Source organism: Burkholderia pseudomultivorans, from assembly GCF_902499075.1.
GTDB classification, from domain to species: Bacteria; Pseudomonadota; Gammaproteobacteria; order Burkholderiales; family Burkholderiaceae; genus Burkholderia; species Burkholderia pseudomultivorans.
Window position 1 is genome coordinate 1 of sequence record NZ_CABVPP010000040.1, and the last position, 15,288, is coordinate 15,288.

At 70.1% G+C, this 15,288-nt stretch carries 12 protein-coding genes and 1 pseudogene; 8 read left to right on the forward strand and 5 right to left on the reverse strand.

What is annotated here, in order from left to right:
* Positions 1 to 108: 108 nt before the first annotated feature.
* The 5 genes and pseudogenes from BST28156_RS22895 to BST28156_RS22915 all read left to right on the forward strand — a co-directional run.
* Positions 109 to 475, forward strand: a pseudogene (locus BST28156_RS22895) (glycosyltransferase family 9 protein); the annotation flags it as partial.
* 143 nt (positions 476 to 618) lie between these two features.
* Complete coding sequence (locus BST28156_RS22900; RefSeq protein WP_012217872.1) at positions 619 to 2,364, forward strand: carbamoyltransferase family protein; 1,746 nt, start codon at positions 619 to 621, stop codon at positions 2,362 to 2,364.
* Entirely contained in the window at positions 2,361 to 3,362 is a 1,002-nt protein-coding gene (locus BST28156_RS22905) for a glycosyltransferase family 2 protein (RefSeq protein ID WP_012217873.1), read from the forward strand. The genes BST28156_RS22900 and BST28156_RS22905 overlap by 4 nt, the downstream gene beginning before the upstream one ends.
* On the forward strand, positions 3,359 to 4,435 hold the full coding sequence (locus tag BST28156_RS22910) for a glycosyltransferase family 9 protein (RefSeq protein WP_012217874.1): 1,077 nt from the start codon (positions 3,359 to 3,361) through the stop codon (positions 4,433 to 4,435). Before BST28156_RS22905 ends, BST28156_RS22910 begins: the two co-directional genes overlap by 4 nt.
* Positions 4,425 to 5,375, forward strand: a complete 951-nt coding sequence (locus BST28156_RS22915) for a glycosyltransferase (protein WP_012217875.1) — start codon at positions 4,425 to 4,427, stop codon at positions 5,373 to 5,375. Before BST28156_RS22910 ends, BST28156_RS22915 begins: the two co-directional genes overlap by 11 nt.
* A gap of 42 nt (positions 5,376 to 5,417) precedes the next feature.
* Here BST28156_RS22915 and BST28156_RS22920 read toward each other — a convergent pair whose 3' ends face one another.
* A complete protein-coding gene (locus BST28156_RS22920; RefSeq protein WP_012217876.1) occupies positions 5,418 to 6,461 on the reverse strand; it encodes a sigma-54 interaction domain-containing protein in 1,044 nt (347 codons plus the stop codon).
* A gap of 348 nt (positions 6,462 to 6,809) precedes the next feature.
* Here BST28156_RS22920 and BST28156_RS22925 point away from each other — a divergent pair, with 348 nt between their 5' ends.
* Complete coding sequence (locus BST28156_RS22925; RefSeq protein ID WP_006398906.1) at positions 6,810 to 8,177, forward strand: sigma-54-dependent transcriptional regulator; 1,368 nt, start codon at positions 6,810 to 6,812, stop codon at positions 8,175 to 8,177.
* A 17-nt stretch (positions 8,178 to 8,194) separates the two neighbouring features.
* On the opposite strand, the gene BST28156_RS22930 is transcribed toward BST28156_RS22925, so the two are convergent.
* Both BST28156_RS22930 and BST28156_RS22935 read right to left on the reverse strand, forming a co-directional pair.
* Entirely contained in the window at positions 8,195 to 9,121 is a 927-nt protein-coding gene (locus BST28156_RS22930; protein WP_012217877.1) for a glycosyltransferase family 2 protein, read from the reverse strand.
* A complete protein-coding gene (locus BST28156_RS22935; RefSeq protein WP_012217878.1) occupies positions 9,100 to 9,795 on the reverse strand; it encodes a PIG-L family deacetylase in 696 nt (231 codons plus the stop codon). Before BST28156_RS22935 ends, BST28156_RS22930 begins: the two co-directional genes overlap by 22 nt.
* Before the next feature lie 116 nt (positions 9,796 to 9,911).
* Here BST28156_RS22935 and BST28156_RS22940 point away from each other — a divergent pair, with 116 nt between their 5' ends.
* Positions 9,912 to 12,215, forward strand: coding sequence for a hybrid sensor histidine kinase/response regulator (locus BST28156_RS22940; protein WP_012464948.1), 2,304 nt, complete (start codon positions 9,912 to 9,914; stop codon positions 12,213 to 12,215).
* Between the two features lie 19 nt (positions 12,216 to 12,234).
* On the opposite strand, the gene BST28156_RS22945 is transcribed toward BST28156_RS22940, so the two are convergent.
* On the reverse strand, positions 12,235 to 13,281 hold the full coding sequence (locus BST28156_RS22945; RefSeq protein ID WP_006398911.1) for a UDP-glucuronic acid decarboxylase family protein: 1,047 nt from the start codon (positions 13,279 to 13,281) through the stop codon (positions 12,235 to 12,237).
* Positions 13,281 to 14,597, reverse strand: coding sequence for a glycosyltransferase family 4 protein (locus tag BST28156_RS22950; protein WP_012217880.1), 1,317 nt, complete (start codon positions 14,595 to 14,597; stop codon positions 13,281 to 13,283). Before BST28156_RS22950 ends, BST28156_RS22945 begins: the two co-directional genes overlap by 1 nt.
* A gap of 266 nt (positions 14,598 to 14,863) precedes the next feature.
* On the opposite strand from BST28156_RS22950, the gene BST28156_RS22955 reads away from it, so the two are divergent.
* Complete coding sequence (locus tag BST28156_RS22955) at positions 14,864 to 15,268, forward strand: BON domain-containing protein (protein ID WP_006407426.1); 405 nt, start codon at positions 14,864 to 14,866, stop codon at positions 15,266 to 15,268.
* Positions 15,269 to 15,288: the final 20 nt, after the last annotated feature.

The window sequence follows — 15,288 nt, forward strand, 5'->3', positions numbered from 1 at the left end:
TTTTTTTTTTTATTTTTTTTTTTTTTTTTTTTTTTTTTTTCAAGCAGAAGACGGCATACGAGATCAATTGGAGTGACTGGAGTTCAGACGTGTGCTCTTCCGATCTAGTTCGACGGCGTCGCGGTGACGGGCGGCAGCGGCGAACGCGCGCTCGTCGATGCGGTGTGCGAGCGGGTCGGCCCGCGCGCGCTGCCGCTCGCCGGCACGCTGCCGCTCGGCGAGCTCGGCGCGCTGATCGAGACGGCCGACCTGCTGCTGTCGAACAACAGCGGCCCCGCGCATCTCGCGGCCGCGCTCGGCACGCCCGTCGTCGATCTCTACGCGCTGACCAATCCGCAGCACACGCCGTGGCGCGTTCCGCATCGCGTGCTGAACGTCGACGTGCCGTGCCGCAACTGCTATCGCAGCGTGTGCGAACAGCCGGGACATCCGTGCCTGCGCGGCGTGCGCGTCGACGATGTCGTCGATGCCGCGCACGCGCTGCTGCGCGGCAACGCGCGCGGTGCGCGGCACGCGGGTGCCCGCGCGGCCGCCGCGTCCGACACGTCGCTCGCCGGCAGCGCAGCCGGCGCATCGAACGTGATCCCTTTCGCGCACGTCATCACCAGGAGCTGACGCATGCCCGAACCGATCTATACGCTCGGCATCAACGCCGCCTTTCACGACAGCGCCGCGTGCCTCGTGCGCGACGGCGTGGTCGTCGCCGCGGCCGAGGAAGAACGCTTCACGCACGTGAAGCATGCGAAACGGCCGGTGCCGTTTTCGACCTGGGAATTGCCGTATCACGCGATCGACTACTGTCTCGCGGAAGCGGGCATCGCGCTCGCGGACGTGCAGCACGTCGCGTATTCGTACGATCCGTGGCTCGAACTCGATCGCCACGCCGGACAGCCGTCGCTGACGCTGCCGCTCGAACCGTCCGCGCACGCGCGGCCGCCGGGCGGCGAGTCGCCGTGGCATCCGCTGTTCCTGTCGTCGATCGTCAACGCGCCGCGCCAGCTCGCGGACGGCGCGCCGCACCATCTGCAGCGGCGCTTTCGCGGCGTCACGCACGACGGGCCGTTCCGCTGGCATTTCGTCGAACACCATCTCGCGCACGAGGCGAGCGCGTTTCTCGCGGCGCCGTACGAGCGCTGCGCGGTGATGACGATGGACGGCCGCGGCGAGCGCGCGACGACGAGCTACGGCGTGTTCGACGGACGCACGTACCGGCGCATCGCGCAGGTCGACCTGCCGCATTCGCTCGGGCTGCTGTACGAGCGCGTCACGCGCTACCTCGGCTTCCTGCATTCGTCCGACGAGTACAAGGTGATGGCGCTCGCGTCGTACGGCAAGCCGATCTACGCCGATCAGATGCGCCAGCTCGTGCGCTATCGCGGCGACGGCCGGTACGACGTCGACGAGGCGGATCTGGTCGCGCTGTTCGGCCCCGCGCGCGAGCGCGGCGGGCCGATCACGCCGAACCATTGCGACATCGCGCACGCGCTGCAGCTCGTGCTCGAGGAAACGACGCTGCGCGCGGTCGAATGGCTCGCGGCCGAAACCGGCGAGAAACAGCTCGCGATGGCGGGCGGCGTCGCGCTGAACTGCGTGATGAATGCACGCATCCGCGATCGCGGCCCGTTCGACGACGTATGGGTGCAGCCCGCGGCCGGCGACGCCGGCACGGCGCTCGGCGCCGCGCTGTGGACCGACTTCCGCGAGCGCGGCGCGCGCGGCGACTGGCGCATGGATCACGCGTATCTCGGCCCGTCGTTCGAGGACGACGCGATCGAGGCGTTCATCCGCGAAGCGCAGCTGCCGTATCGGCGGCTGAACGACGTCGCCGCGCAAACGGCCGCGCTGCTCGCGCAGAACCGCGTGATCGGCTGGTTCCAGGGCCGCATGGAGTTCGGCCCGCGCGCGCTCGGCGCGCGTTCGATCCTCGCGTCGCCGATCGATCCCGACATGCAGCGCAAGCTGAACCGGATCAAGGATCGCGAGGATTTCCGGCCGGTCGCGCCGGTCGCGCTCGAAAGCAAGGCGCACGAGTGGTTCTCGGGCGGCCGGCGCGAGCCGCTGCATGCGCCGTTCATGCTGTTCGTCTACGACGTGCGGCCCGAGCGCGCGGAGCGGATTCCGGCCGTGCGCCATATCGACGGCACCGCGCGCGTGCAGACGGTCGGGCCGCAGCAGAACCCGCTGCTGCATGCGCTGCTGACCGAGTTCGACGCGCTGACCGGCGTGCCGGTGCTCGTCAACACGTCGTTCAACACGCGCGGCGAGCCGATCGTCTGCACGCCGCGCGACGCGATCGAATGCTTCTGGACCTCGCCGCTCGACGCGCTCGTGATCGGTTCGTTCCTGATGGAGAAGCCGCGATGAACATGCGCGACACGCAGCTGCCGCCGGTCGTGTCCGTCGTCGTGCCGACCTACCGGCGGCCCGATCTGCTCGAACGCTGTCTCGACGCACTGTGCGTGCAGGTGTTCGATCCGACGACCTACGAGATCATCGTCGTCGACGACGATCCGGCCGGCAGCGCGCGGCCGGTGGTCGACGCCTGCCGCGCGCGCATGACCGACGTGCCGGCGATCCGCTACCTGAGCGCGCCCGACACGCAGGGGCCGGCCGGCGCACGCAACGTCGGCTGGCGCAGCGCGCGCGGCGCGCTGATCGCGTTCACCGACGACGACACGATTCCGGACCCGACCTGGCTGCGCCACGGCGCGGCCGCGCTGCTCGCGGAGCCGTCCGCGGCCGCGGCGGCAGGGCGCATCGAGGTGCCGCTGCGGCCGCGGCCGACCGACTACGAACGCGACGCGGCGGGGCTCGCACATGCCGAATTCGCGACCGCGAACTGCTTCGTGCGGCGCGCCGCGCTCGAACGCGTCGGCGGCTTCGACGAGCGCTTCACGCGCGCGTGGCGCGAGGACGCGGACCTGATGTTCGCGCTGCGCGAGCATGCGGGCCCGATCGTCGACGTCGAGGACGCGCGCATCGTGCATCCCGTGCGGCCCGCGCGCTGGGGCGCGAGCATCGGCCAGCAGTCGAAGGTGTATTTCGACGCGCTGCTGTACAAGAAGCATCGCACGACGTACCGGCGCCATATCCGGCCGGTGCCGCCGTGGCACTACTACGGCGCGGTGTTCGCGGCACTCGCGGCGATCGTCTGCTTCGTCGCGCGCTGGAACGCGGCCGGCGCGGTGTTCGCCGGCATCTGGGCCGCGATCACCGCGTGGTTCTGCTGCAAGCGGCTGCGCGGCACGGCGCTCACGCCGTCGCACGTCGCCGAGATGATCGTCACGTCGATCGCGATTCCGCCGGTGTCGCTGTACTGGCGCATCCGCGGCGCACTTCACTTCCGGGTGTTCTTCCTATGACGCTCGACACGTCCTCCCCGCCGGCCCCGCGCACGATCGCCGTGTTCCGCGCGCTGCAGCTCGGCGACATGCTGTGCGCGGTGCCGGCGCTGCGCGCGCTGCGCCGCGGCGCGCCCGATGCGCATATCACGCTGATCGGGCTGCCGTGGGCGCGCGAATTCGCGTCGCGCTTCGGCGACTACATCAACGACTTCATCGCGTTTCCCGGCGCGCCGGGACTCGGCGAGCAGGCGGAACCGGACGCTGCCGCGCGCGACGCGTTCCTCGCCAAGTGCCGCGCGCGCGAGTTCGATCTCGCGATCCAGCTGCACGGCAGCGGCGCGCGGACCAACGCGATCGTCGCGTCGCTCGGCGCCGCGCGCACCGCGGGCTTCATGCCGGCCGACGGCGACGCGGCCGCGCTCGACTGCTCGATCGTCTGGCGCGACGAGGAGCCGGAAGTCACGCGCTATCTGCGGCTGATGCGCGCGCTCGGCTATCCCGACTGGGGCGACTACCTCGAATTTCCGCTCGGCGGGCTCGACTACGCGCTGTGGCACGTGCTCTGCGACGAATACGCGCTCGAAGCCGGCCGCTACGTGATCGTGCACCCCGGCGCGCGGATGGCGTCGCGCCGCTGGCCGGTCGAGCGTTTCGCGAACGCCGCGCGGCGGCTCGCGGACGACGGCTGGCAGATCGTGCTGACCGGCACGCGCGCGGAGATCGCGCTCGCCGGCGCGTTCGCCGAACAGCTCGGGCGGCCGTGCGTGAATCTGTGCGGCCGCACGCCGCTCGGCGCGCTGGCCGCGCTGATCGGCCGCGCGCGCCTGCTGCTCTGCAACGACACCGGCGTGTCGCACGTCGCGGCCGCGCTCGGCACGCCGAGCGTCGTCGTCGCGTGCGGCAGCGACACCGCACGCTGGGCGCCGCTCGACGGCGAGCGCCACCGCGTGCTCGCGAACTATCCGTCATGCCGGCCCTGCATGTACGACGCGTGCCCGTACGAGCACGAGTGTGCAGTGGCGATCGGCGTCGACGACGTGATCGATCAGGCGAGCGCGCTGCTCGCGGAGGAGAGACGTCATGTCACGTAAGCGTTTGCGCGTGCTGACCTGGCACGTGCACGGCAACTACCTGTACTACCTGTCGCAGGCGCCGCACGATTTCTTCATCGTGACGAAACCGCAGCATCCGCCCGGTTACGCGGGCCGCGTCGGCCATCTGCCGTGGGGCGACAACGTGCACGAGGTGCCGGTCGAATGTGTGCGCGATACCGCGTTCGACTGCGTGCTGTATCAGCATCACAGCCACTACCAGCACGACCGGCTGCATCTGCTGAGCGACGCGCAGCGCGCATTGCCGACGCTGTTCGTCGAGCACGATCCGCCGCGCGAGCATCCGACCGACACGCTGCACCCCGTGCAGGACCCGAACGTGATGCTCGTGCACGTGACGCCGTTCAACGCGCTGATGTGGGACAACGGCATCACGCCGACGCGCGTGATCGAGCACGGCGTGCTCGTGCCCGACAACGTCGCCTATCACGGCACGCTGCCGAAGGGCGTGTCGGTCGTGAACAACCTCGCGCGCCGCGGCCGCCGTCTCGGCGTGGACGTGTTCGAGCAGGTGCGCCGCAGCGTGCCGCTCGACCTGGTCGGGATGGGCTCGAGCGAGCTCGGCGGCATCGGCGAAGTGCCGAATCCGGCGCTGCCGCATTTCCTGTCGCACTACCGGTTCTTTTTCAATCCGATCCGCTATACGAGCCTCGGGCTCGCGGTGATCGAGGCGATGATGATCGGCCTGCCGATCGTCGCGCTCGCGACGACCGAGATGGCGCAGCTCGTGAAGACCGGCGTGAACGGCGCGGCCGACACGCGCCCGGCGGTGCTGATCGAAGCGATGCGGATGCTGATCCGCGATGCGGACCTCGCGCGCGCATGGGGCGAAGCGGCGCGCCGCGACGCGCGCGAGCGCTTCGGCATCGAGCGCTTCGTGCGCGACTGGGACGCGGCGCTGACCGAAGTCGCGGCGTAGCGCCATCGGTGCGGGCCGCGCGACGGCGGCCCGCCCGCTCGCTCACTGGCTCGACGCGTTCGTCGTCGGGTTCGTGCCGCTTCCCGAACCGCCGCCTGCGTTGCCGGTGCCGCCCGACAGGTTCGCGACGAGATTGCGCTCGTGCTCGGGCAGCAGCGCGAGGCGGTTGTACAGCGTCTTCAGGCTGATGCCGAGCGCCTTCGCCGTGCGCGGCTTGTCGCCGTTGAAATGCCGCAGCGACGCGACGATGAAGCGCTGCTGCGTATGCGCGAGCGTCGTGCCGATATGCAGCGTCATCGCGTTGTGGCGCACTTCCTCGCGCGGCGGCTGGCGGCGCGGCAGCTGCAGGTCGATCTGCTCGTCCGCGAGAATGAACGCGCGCTCGACCGCATTGCGCAGTTCGCGCACGTTGCCGGGCCACGTGTAGGCGCGCAGCGCCTTCATCGCCTGCGTCGACAGCCGCTTGCGCGTGCGATGGCGCGTGTTCAGCCGCTCGACGATCTGCAATGCGATCTCGCCGACGTCGTCTTCGCGCTGGCGCAGCGCGGGCACGTGCAGCGCGACCGTCGCGATGCGGTAGAACAGGTCTTCGCGCAGGCGCCCGCTGCGCACCGCTTCGACCGGATCGTGATGGGTGGCCGCGACGATGCGCACGTCGATCGGAATCGCTTCGTGGCCGCCGACGCGCATGATCGTGTTCGACTCGAGCGTGCGCAGCAGCTTGACCTGCAGCTCGAGCGGCATCTCGGCGATCTCGTCGAGAAACAGCGTGCCGCCGCGCGCGGCCTCGAACATGCCGACGTGCTGCGCGACCGCGCCGGTGAAGCTGCCTTTCTCGTGGCCGAACAATTGCGACTCGGCGATATCGCCGGGAATCGCGCCGCAATTGACCGGCACGAACGGCCCGCGCCGACGCGGGCTCATGTCGTGCAGCAGCCGCGCGACAATGTCCTTGCCCGCGCCGCTTTCCCCCACGATCAATACGCTTGCGCGCGTGGTGGCGACGCGCGACACCTTCAGCATCAGGGTCTGGATCGAGCGCGAGCGGCCGAACAGCCGCGTGCCGTCATCGTCGGATTTCGACATGGTCTGATATCGGAGTGGGAAGTTTTGACCGAATACGTCACGGCAGAAAGGAAAAAACGACGCGGTGTGCGTCGCTTGTTCGTGCACAGAGCATATCGTCGATATCGTTTGCGAGGCATTGAATATCGCAATCCGCGCGTGCGACACGGATAGATTTAATCGATGAAGCGAGCACGCAAGACATGCTTCTTCTATACTGCTAAACACTGTTACTGATGGCAGGACTGCTTGTCTGCCCCGATGACGCGCACCGCGTGATGCGCCGCCGAGTGCCCCGGCGGTCGACGCGCTGCCTACTCGCCGCGGTTCCGGCCGCTCGCGTGCCGGGCCGCACCACAAGGAGCCCAGATGCCTTACGTTCTGATCGTCGAAGACGATGCCGATACGCGCACGATGCTCGCGACGCTCGCGCGCTCGCAGCAGCTCACGTGCGACACGGCCGCGACGCTCGAAGAAGCGCGTACGCTCGTCGCGACGCATACCCCCGATCTCGTGCTGTGCGATCTCGTGCTGCCGGACGGCAACGGTATGGATCTGTTCGATGCATTACCGAAACGCGCGCACTGCGAGATGGTGCTGACCACCGGTCATGCGAGCCTCGAAACCGCGATCGACGCCTTGCGGCGCGGTGCGACCGACTATCTCGTGAAGCCGCTGAACATGCAGCGGCTGAACAGCATCTTCGCGCGCGTGCCGCGCACGACCGCGCTGCATGAAGAAATCGCGGAGCTACGTTCCGAGCTGCAGCGGCTCGGCCGCTTCGGCCGCATGCTCGGCAGCTCGCCGGCGATGCAGGCCGTCTACGACGCGATCGGCCGCGTCGCGCGCACCGAGGCGTCGGTGCTGCTGACCGGCGAATCCGGCACCGGCAAGGAACTGGCCGCGCAGACGATCCACGATCTGAGCCTGCGCCGGCGCGGCCCGTTCCTCGCGATCAACTGCGGCGCGATCGCCGCGAATCTCGTCGAGAGCGAAATGTTCGGCCACGACCGCGGCAGCTTCACCGGCGCCGAGCGGCAGCACAAGGGCTTTTTCGAGCGCGCGGACGGCGGCACGCTGTTCCTCGACGAAATCACCGAGATGCCGCTCGAATCGCAGGTCAAGCTGCTGCGCGTGCTCGAGACGGGGCGCCTCACGCGGCTCGGCTCGACGCGCGAGATCGACGTCGACGTGCGCATCGTCGCGGCGACGAACCGCGACCCGGAAGCCGCGATGGCCGACGGCAAGCTGCGTCCCGACCTCTATCACCGCATCAACGTGTTCCCGATTCCGCTGCCGTCGCTGCGCGAGCGCGGCGACGACATCCCGATGCTCGCCGACGCGTTCCTGCAGCGCTACAACGAGGAAAGCGGCCGCAACCTGCGCTTCGCGCCGGCCGCCCGCGAGGCGCTGAAGACGTACGCGTGGCCCGGCAACGTGCGCGAGCTGCGCAACTTCGTGCAGCGCGCGAGCATCTTCAGCGACGTCGACGTGATCGAGACCTTGCCGCCGCCCATCATGGACGAACTCTCGAGCATGGTCGATTCGCATGAAGATCGCGTGACGGTGCCGTTCGGCACGCCGCTCGAGGAAGTCGACCGCAAGCTGATCCTCGGCACGATCGCGCAGTGCGGCGGCGTGAAGGCGCAGGCCGCCGAAGTGCTCGACGTGAGTCTGAAGACGATCTACAACCGGCTCGCGCAGCTCGAGAACGAATCGGACAAGTCGGATTCCTGATGCCGCCGCGAGCCCGTCTACGCACGCGCGCGCGCGTTGCGCCGCGCGTCGTCGGCGGCGATCAGGCGACGCATCCGTTCGACGTGCGGCGCGATCGCGCGCCGCTCGCGCAGGATCCACGGCAAGCCCGCGAACGCCCGCACGAGCCCGCGCTCGCGCCGCAGCCGCGGCAGCATCCGCACCGTATGCACGAGCGCCGCGCCGGCCGGCCAGCGCAGCCACGCGGTCCACGCGTCGTTGCGCGCGGCGACGCTCGCGCGCGTGCGCGCATCGCGCGCCGTCGACGGATAGTGGTGGACGGTCAAGGTCGGCACGTACACGAGCCAGTCGCCGGCAGCGCAGAGGTCCAGCGCGAGCAACGCTTCCTCGCCGCCGAGAAAATAGCGCGGATGATAGCCGCCCGCGCGCACGAACGCATCGCGCCGGAACATCGTCGCGCCGGCCAGCAGCCCGAGGATCGGGCGGCCGGGCAGCGGCACCGGCGCCTCGAGCGGGCTCGCGGCCATCACGCCGCAGGTCGGGTCCTCGCGCTCGTCCGGGCCGACCAGCACGCGCGCCGTGAGCGCGGCCACGTGCGGATACGCGTCGAGCAGATCGGCCGCGTCGCGCAGCGAGCCGGCCGCCCACCACGTGTCGTCGTCGCAGAACGCGACGTAAGGCGTGCGCGCGACCGCGACGCCGAGATTGCGGCCGGCCGCGCCCGGATTGCCGGGCGCCGCGACGAGCGCCGCGTGCGGAAAGCGCGCATGCACGAGTGCGGCCGTCGCCGCATCGGCCGCGTTGTCGACGACGACGATCGCGGGCCGGTCCGGCAGCGCGGTGAGCCGCGCGAGCGTGCGCGCGAGCTCGTCGGGGCGCCGGTACGTGAGCACGACCGCGGTCACGCGCGGCTCGTGCGGCGTCAGCGCGACGCGCGCGGGCGTTACGCGTACGTGACGTCGCATTCGAGCTGCCAGTACATTTCCGGTTTGCGGAGGTCCGCGAGCATATGCGGCTCGAACAGCGCGATCTGACTCGCGTACGCTTCGACCGCGCGCGCCTTCGCGTCGCGGCCACCCGTGCCCTCGCCGGCCGGCGCGCCGACCGGCCGCGCGATCCAGCCGTGCTCGCGCCAGCCGACCACGCGTTTCGCCATCAGCCCCTCGATGCGCCGATACGGCACGTCTTCGTAGAAACGCCACACGCGCGCCGTATCATCGTCGCGCAGCAGCATCAGCATCGCCTGCTGCACCTGCAGATGGTCGCGATGGAACAGGCCGGCCGGCGCGAGCACGCCGTAGCCGGGATGCTCGGCGATCGCGGCGGCCACGCGCGCGGCAATGGCCGACGGCGCGGCCGGCGTGCCGTACTGGTCGTCGAAGAAGTCGAGCCATACCGGCCGCGCATCGAGGATCGACAGCGCGCGGCGATCTTCCTCGCGGCGCGCGCGCATCGCTTCGTCCGCGCTGCGAAAGCCGGCGCGCCGATCCCAGGGCGGCGCGACGGTCCCGGCCGGCGGAATGCCGGCGAACACCGTGACGACGACCGACCCGGGTGCCTGCGCGAGCAGTTGCCCGCAACTGAACACCGCGTCGTCGAGATGCGGCGAAACAACGAGCCAGCGAGTGGGAGCAGTCATGGCAGAGGGGACTCCATCGTATGCGGCAGCGTCCGCGGTGCGCATCGGCAAGCACGCGGCATGCCCGCACCGGCGCCGCGCCACGACGGCCGGGCGACACGCCGGGAGCGCAGCCGATGAGTGAAAAGATGCGCACGCATGCCGGAAATTGCGCGACGGCCGTGATGTTCGTCGCGATCGCGACGGTGCTGCAGGCACTCGCGATTCGCTTCGGCGGCGCCAACATGCCGCTCGCGGTGTACTACCCGTTGCTCGCGGCGATCGCCTGGGCAACGTCGTTCCTGTTCGGCCTGATCGCGACGCTCGCGAGCAGCGTGCTCGTGTGGACGCTGTTCCTGTCCGATCCGGCCGCGTACGCGATGTCGCTCTCGGAGCGGCTCGTGCGGCTCGGCGAATTCGCGCTGATCGGCGTGCTCGCGTGCGCTGTCGTCGCGGCGGTGCGCCATGCGCGCGTGACGAACGAGCGCGCGCGACGCCGCGAAGCCGCCGGGCGCGCACAGTTCGAGGCGCTGCTGAATGCGCTGCCGGACGGCGTGATCGCCGCCGATACGAACGGGCGGCTGACCTACGTGAACGCGGCGGCGGCCGCATTGCTCGGCTGCCGCCCCGACGACGCGGCCGGCCGCGCGCTGCGCGACGTGCTGCAGCTGACCGATCGCGACGGACGGCGGGTGCAGACCTCGGCGGTCGAACATGCGCTCGGCGGCACGCGCACGACCTGCGAGCGCCACTGGCTGCGCGCGGCCGGCGGCGAGCCCGTGCCGGTCGCGGAGACGGCCGCGCCGATCGCCGATGCGGACGGCAACGTCGACGGCGCAGTGCTGCTGCTGCGCGACGCGAGCGCGGACCGCGCGCGGGCGGACGCCGCGCAGGTCCGGCGTGCGGTCGTCGACGCGTCGCCCGACGCGCTCATCGGGATCGACCGCGACGCGCGTATCGTCAGCTGGAATCCGGCCGCGCAGCGCATCTTCGGCTACGACGAAGAAGCGGCGTACGGCCGCCGTTTCGACTCGCTGATCGCGATGCGCTGGCTCAAGCGTCATCCGCTCGTGCAGACCTTCGACCACCTGCGCGAAATCGTCGGACCGGTCGACCTGCTCTGCGTGCGACGCGACGGCGGACGATTCCGTGCGACGGTCGCCGCGCGGCCCGTGCGCGGCGAGGCACGCGACGGCGTCGCGCTGTCGATCACGCTGCGCGAGACCGGCGCCCAGCGCCGTCAGGACCGGCGCACGCAACGCTCGCTGCGCAGCGCGCGCGACGCGGGCGAGCAGGCCGCGACGTCGAATCGTCTGAAGGATGAATTGCTCGCGACCGTGTCGCACGAGCTGCGCACGCCGCTGAACGTGATCTACGGCTGGATCGAGGTGTTGCGCAACTCGGGCGACGACGCGCTGCGCGTGCAGGCGATCGACGCGATCGACCGCAGCGCGCGCTCGCTCACGCGCATGGTCGGCGACATCCTCGATGCGTCGTCGCTGTCCACGGGCAAGCTGCGGCTCGACACGATGCCGGTCGACGTCGTGCGGCTGTTCGCCGATGTCGTCGCCGCGTTCCAGACGGCGGCATCGAGCGCCGGCATCGCGCTCGAATTCGAGTCGCGCGTCGCGACCTGCATCGTCTCGGGCGACGCCGAGCGGCTGCGGCAGATGCTGTCGAACCTCGTATCGAACGCGCTGAAATTCACGCCGGCCGGCGGCGACGTCACGGTGAGCGTCGCGCACGACGACACGCATGCCGTGCTGACCGTGACCGACACGGGGCAGGGCATCGCACCGGAGTTCGTGCCGCACGTGTTCGACATGTTCCGGCGCGCGGACGATTCGCCGGCCTCGTCGCGGCGCGGCCTCGGGCTCGGCCTGTCGATCGTGCGGCATATCGTGCAGCTGCACGGCGGCACGGTCGTCGTCGACAGCGCGGGGCGCAATCGCGGCACGACCTTCACCGTGAAGCTGCCGGCCGGCTGGCAGCCGATCGGCGCGATGGCCTGGGGCATGGCGCAGACGATCGTCGAGCGCGAACGGCTCGGCCTCGACACGCAGCGGATTCTGATCGTCGATGACGACGCGACGACGCGCGCGAGCCTGACCGCCGCGCTGCGCACGCTCGGCGCCGAAGTCGCGGTCGCATCGTCGGGCCATCAGGCCGTGACGATCGCCGCGCAGATGCGGCCGACCGTCGTGCTGTCGGATCTCGCGATGTCGGACGGCGACGGCTTCTGGCTGCTCGACGCGATCCGCCGGCGCGCGGCCGAAGGCGACGACGCCTGCAACCCACGCGTCGTCGCAGTGACCGCGCACGCGGGGCTCGCCGACGAGCGGCGCGCGCGCGCGGCCGGCTTCGACGGCTATCTCTGCAAGCCGGTCGACGTCGGCGATCTCGCGCGCGAGATCGCGCGCGTGACGAGCCGCGACGACTGAGCCGACGCGCGCGCCGCGCTCAAGACGTCGGCGCCGCGCGGTTGCGCGTGCCGATCTGCGCGAGCATGTGCGACGCGATCTGCGTGCTGCGCACGAGATCGCCCGGTGCATGGTGCGCGGCTTGCCGATGGATGAAATAGCGCGCGGTATGCGCGAGCCCGCTCGCGAACGGCGTCGTCGCGCGCCAGCCGAGCCGCTTGCGCGCCGCGTCGAGATTCGGCCGGCGCTGGCGCGGATCGTCGGCCGGCAGCGGACGAAACTCGATCGGCACCGTCGCGCCCACCACGCGCACGACTTCGCGCGCGACGTCGATCATCGCGATCTCGTCGTCGCTGCCGAGATTGACGGGCTCGCACGCGTCGCCCGGCTCGTCCATCAGCCGCACGAGCGCATCGATCATATCGTCGACGTAGCAGAACGAGCGCGTCTGCGTGCCATCACCGTAGACGGTCAGCGGTTCGCCCGCAAGCGCCTGCGTGATGAAGTTCGACACGACGCGGCCGTCGGCCGGGTGCATGCGCGGCCCGTAGGTGTTGAAGATCCGCGCGATCCGCACGTCGACGCCGTACTGCCGGTGATAGTCCATGAACAGCGTTTCGGCGCAGCGCTTGCCTTCGTCGTAGCACGCGCGGATGCCGATCGGATTCACGCGGCCGCAATAGCGCTCGTCCTGCGGATGCACGTCGGGGTCGCCGTACACCTCGCTCGTCGACGCCTGCAGGATGCGCGCCTTCACGCGCTTGGCGAGCCCGAGCAGGTTGATCGCGCCGTGCACGCTCGTCTTGGTCGTCTGCACCGGGTCGCGCTGATAGTGCACGGGCGATGCCGGGCACGCGAGGTTGTAGATTTCGTCGACCTCGACGTAGAGCGGAAACGTCACGTCGTGACGCATCAGCTCGAAATTCGGCGCGTCGAGCAGATGTGCGATGTTGTCCTTCGCACCGGTGTAGAAATTGTCGACGCACAGCACGTCGTGGCCGGCCGTCACGAGACGCTCGCAGAGATGCGAACCGAGAAAGCCGGCGCCGCCCGTTACGAGCACGCGTTTTCGATCGTAGCCCTTCATCACGCATTCTCCTTGCGGGTGGCCAGTACGGCCGGTGTCGTCGCGACCGGCGTGCGGCGCGACGTGGCGGCCGTCGTGCCTGCACGCTCGCGCGCGACGTCGCGATAGACGTCGACGAGCCGGTCGACGACGCCGCGCCACGTATAGAAGCGGTGCGCGCGTTCGTAGCCCGCGCGGCCGAGCGCCGCGCAGTGATCCGGTTGCGCGCGCAACTGCACGAGCCGCTCGGCGAGCGCGGCCGGATCGCGCGGCGGCACGAGATAACCGGTCTTGCCGTCCTCGACCGTCGTGCGGATCCCGCCGACGTCGCTGCCGATCACGGGCGTCGCGCAGGCCATCGCCTCGACGGGCGTGATGCCGAACGGCTCGTACCACGGCGTCGTCACGAACACGTCGGCCGCGCTGTAGTAGAGGTGCAGCGCGTCGCGGTCGCGCCGGCCGACGAACGTCACGCGATCGGCGATGCCGACGTCGTGCGCGAGCGCGACGAGCCGCGCGAGTTCCGGATCGTTCGCCGGGTCGGGCGTCGCCTGGCTGCCGCCGACCACGTACAGCCGCGTCGGCCGCTGCGGGTCGCGCGGCATGCGCGCGAGCGCGTCGATCACGTTGTCGATCCCCTTGCGCGGCACGAGGCGGCCGAGCTGCAGCACGACGAACGCGTCGTTGGGCCAGCCGAGCTGCGCACGCGCGGCCGCGCGCGGCACCGGCCGGAATTCGCGCGCGTCGAACCCGCACGGCACGATCTCGATGCGCGATGCATCGGCGCGGTAGTGCGTGGTCAGATCGAGCGCATCCTGCGGGCATTCGGCGATCAGCCGGTCCGAGCGGCGCGCGAGCGTGTCCTCGATCGCGAAGCGTGCATCGGGGAAGCCGTCGGCCGCACCCTGATGCAGACGCCGCACGCGGCCGAGCGCATGGAACGTCGTGACGAGCGGAATGCCCAGACGCTTCTTCACGCGCAGCGCCGCTTCGCCGGACATGAAGAAGTTCGCGTGCATCACGTCGACCGGGTCGGGCTCGCGGCGCATGCGCGCGATCATGTAGTCCGCGAACGCGCCCATGTACGGCAGCAGCTTTTCCTTCGGCACGTCGACCGGCGGGCCGGCCGGCACGTGGATCACGCGCATCCGCGTGCCGATCCGTACGACTTCCGGCAGGTGCGCATTGTCGCAACGCGTATACACGTCGACGTCGAGCCCGCGCTCGGCGAGCTGCTTCGCGACGTTCGCGACATAGATGTTCTGCCCGCCTGCATCGACGCCGCCGATGACCCCCAGCGGCGACGCATGTTCACTGATCAACGCGATTCTTTGCATGGTGTCGCTCCCGATATCGGGGCCGCGCCGGTGCGTCCCTCGAAGCTTCTCCGGCAATCGTCATGCCCGCTGCTACGCGCGTGCACGCGTACGGGAGAGCGCCGCAAAAATTACAACGCGTTGGATGAAAGGGCGTCTGATCATCGGCGTGCACACGCCGAATGCGGTTCGACGGGACGCGACGCGCACGCGTGCGGCCCGGCACGCGGCTTGCGCCGGCGTGGCGTACCTGCCGGCTCGCCCGGCGTGACAAAAAGGAGGTCACGATGAAGCTCAACTCGCTGCAAGCCCGTTCTCCGCGACTTCGCGGTCGTCGCACGCGCCGCATCGGTCTCGCGATTGCGGTCGCCGCCGCCACTTGCGCGCTCGCCGCGCCGAACGTGTACGCCGCCGGCGACGACAGCGCGTCGTCGTCCTCGTCTTCGTCGTCGTCGCATTCGTCGACCGGCACGAAGATCCGCGACGCGACGATCACGACGAAGGCGAAGGCCGAACTGGTCGGCACGAGCGGCCTGACGAGCGGCGACATCCACGTGAAGACGCGGCATGGCGTCGTGATGCTGACCGGCAGCGTGCCGGACGAACAGCAGCGCACGATGGCCGTCGACGCGGTCAAGAAGGTCGACGGCGTGCAGAGCGTGCGCGACCAGTTGACGATCCGGCCGAAATAACTGACGGCACCGCCGAAGGA

Coding starts and splice junctions, on each gene's coding strand:
- BST28156_RS22925 (WP_006398906.1), top strand. CDS start 6,810: ATGCCTTACGTTCTGATCGTCGAAGACGATGCCGATACGCGCACGATG.
- BST28156_RS22905 (WP_012217873.1), top strand. CDS start 2,361: ATGAACATGCGCGACACGCAGCTGCCGCCGGTCGTGTCCGTCGTCGTG.
- BST28156_RS22915 (WP_012217875.1), top strand. CDS start 4,425: ATGTCACGTAAGCGTTTGCGCGTGCTGACCTGGCACGTGCACGGCAAC.
- BST28156_RS22930 (WP_012217877.1), bottom strand. CDS start 9,121: ATGCGACGTCACGTACGCGTAACGCCCGCGCGCGTCGCGCTGACGCCG.
- BST28156_RS22910 (WP_012217874.1), top strand. CDS start 3,359: ATGACGCTCGACACGTCCTCCCCGCCGGCCCCGCGCACGATCGCCGTG.
- BST28156_RS22945 (WP_006398911.1), bottom strand. CDS start 13,281: ATGAAGGGCTACGATCGAAAACGCGTGCTCGTAACGGGCGGCGCCGGC.
- BST28156_RS22900 (WP_012217872.1), top strand. CDS start 619: ATGCCCGAACCGATCTATACGCTCGGCATCAACGCCGCCTTTCACGAC.
- BST28156_RS22920 (WP_012217876.1), bottom strand. CDS start 6,461: ATGTCGAAATCCGACGATGACGGCACGCGGCTGTTCGGCCGCTCGCGC.
- BST28156_RS22940 (WP_012464948.1), top strand. CDS start 9,912: ATGAGTGAAAAGATGCGCACGCATGCCGGAAATTGCGCGACGGCCGTG.
- BST28156_RS22955 (WP_006407426.1), top strand. CDS start 14,864: ATGAAGCTCAACTCGCTGCAAGCCCGTTCTCCGCGACTTCGCGGTCGT.
- BST28156_RS22950 (WP_012217880.1), bottom strand. CDS start 14,597: ATGCAAAGAATCGCGTTGATCAGTGAACATGCGTCGCCGCTGGGGGTC.
- BST28156_RS22935 (WP_012217878.1), bottom strand. CDS start 9,795: ATGACTGCTCCCACTCGCTGGCTCGTTGTTTCGCCGCATCTCGACGAC.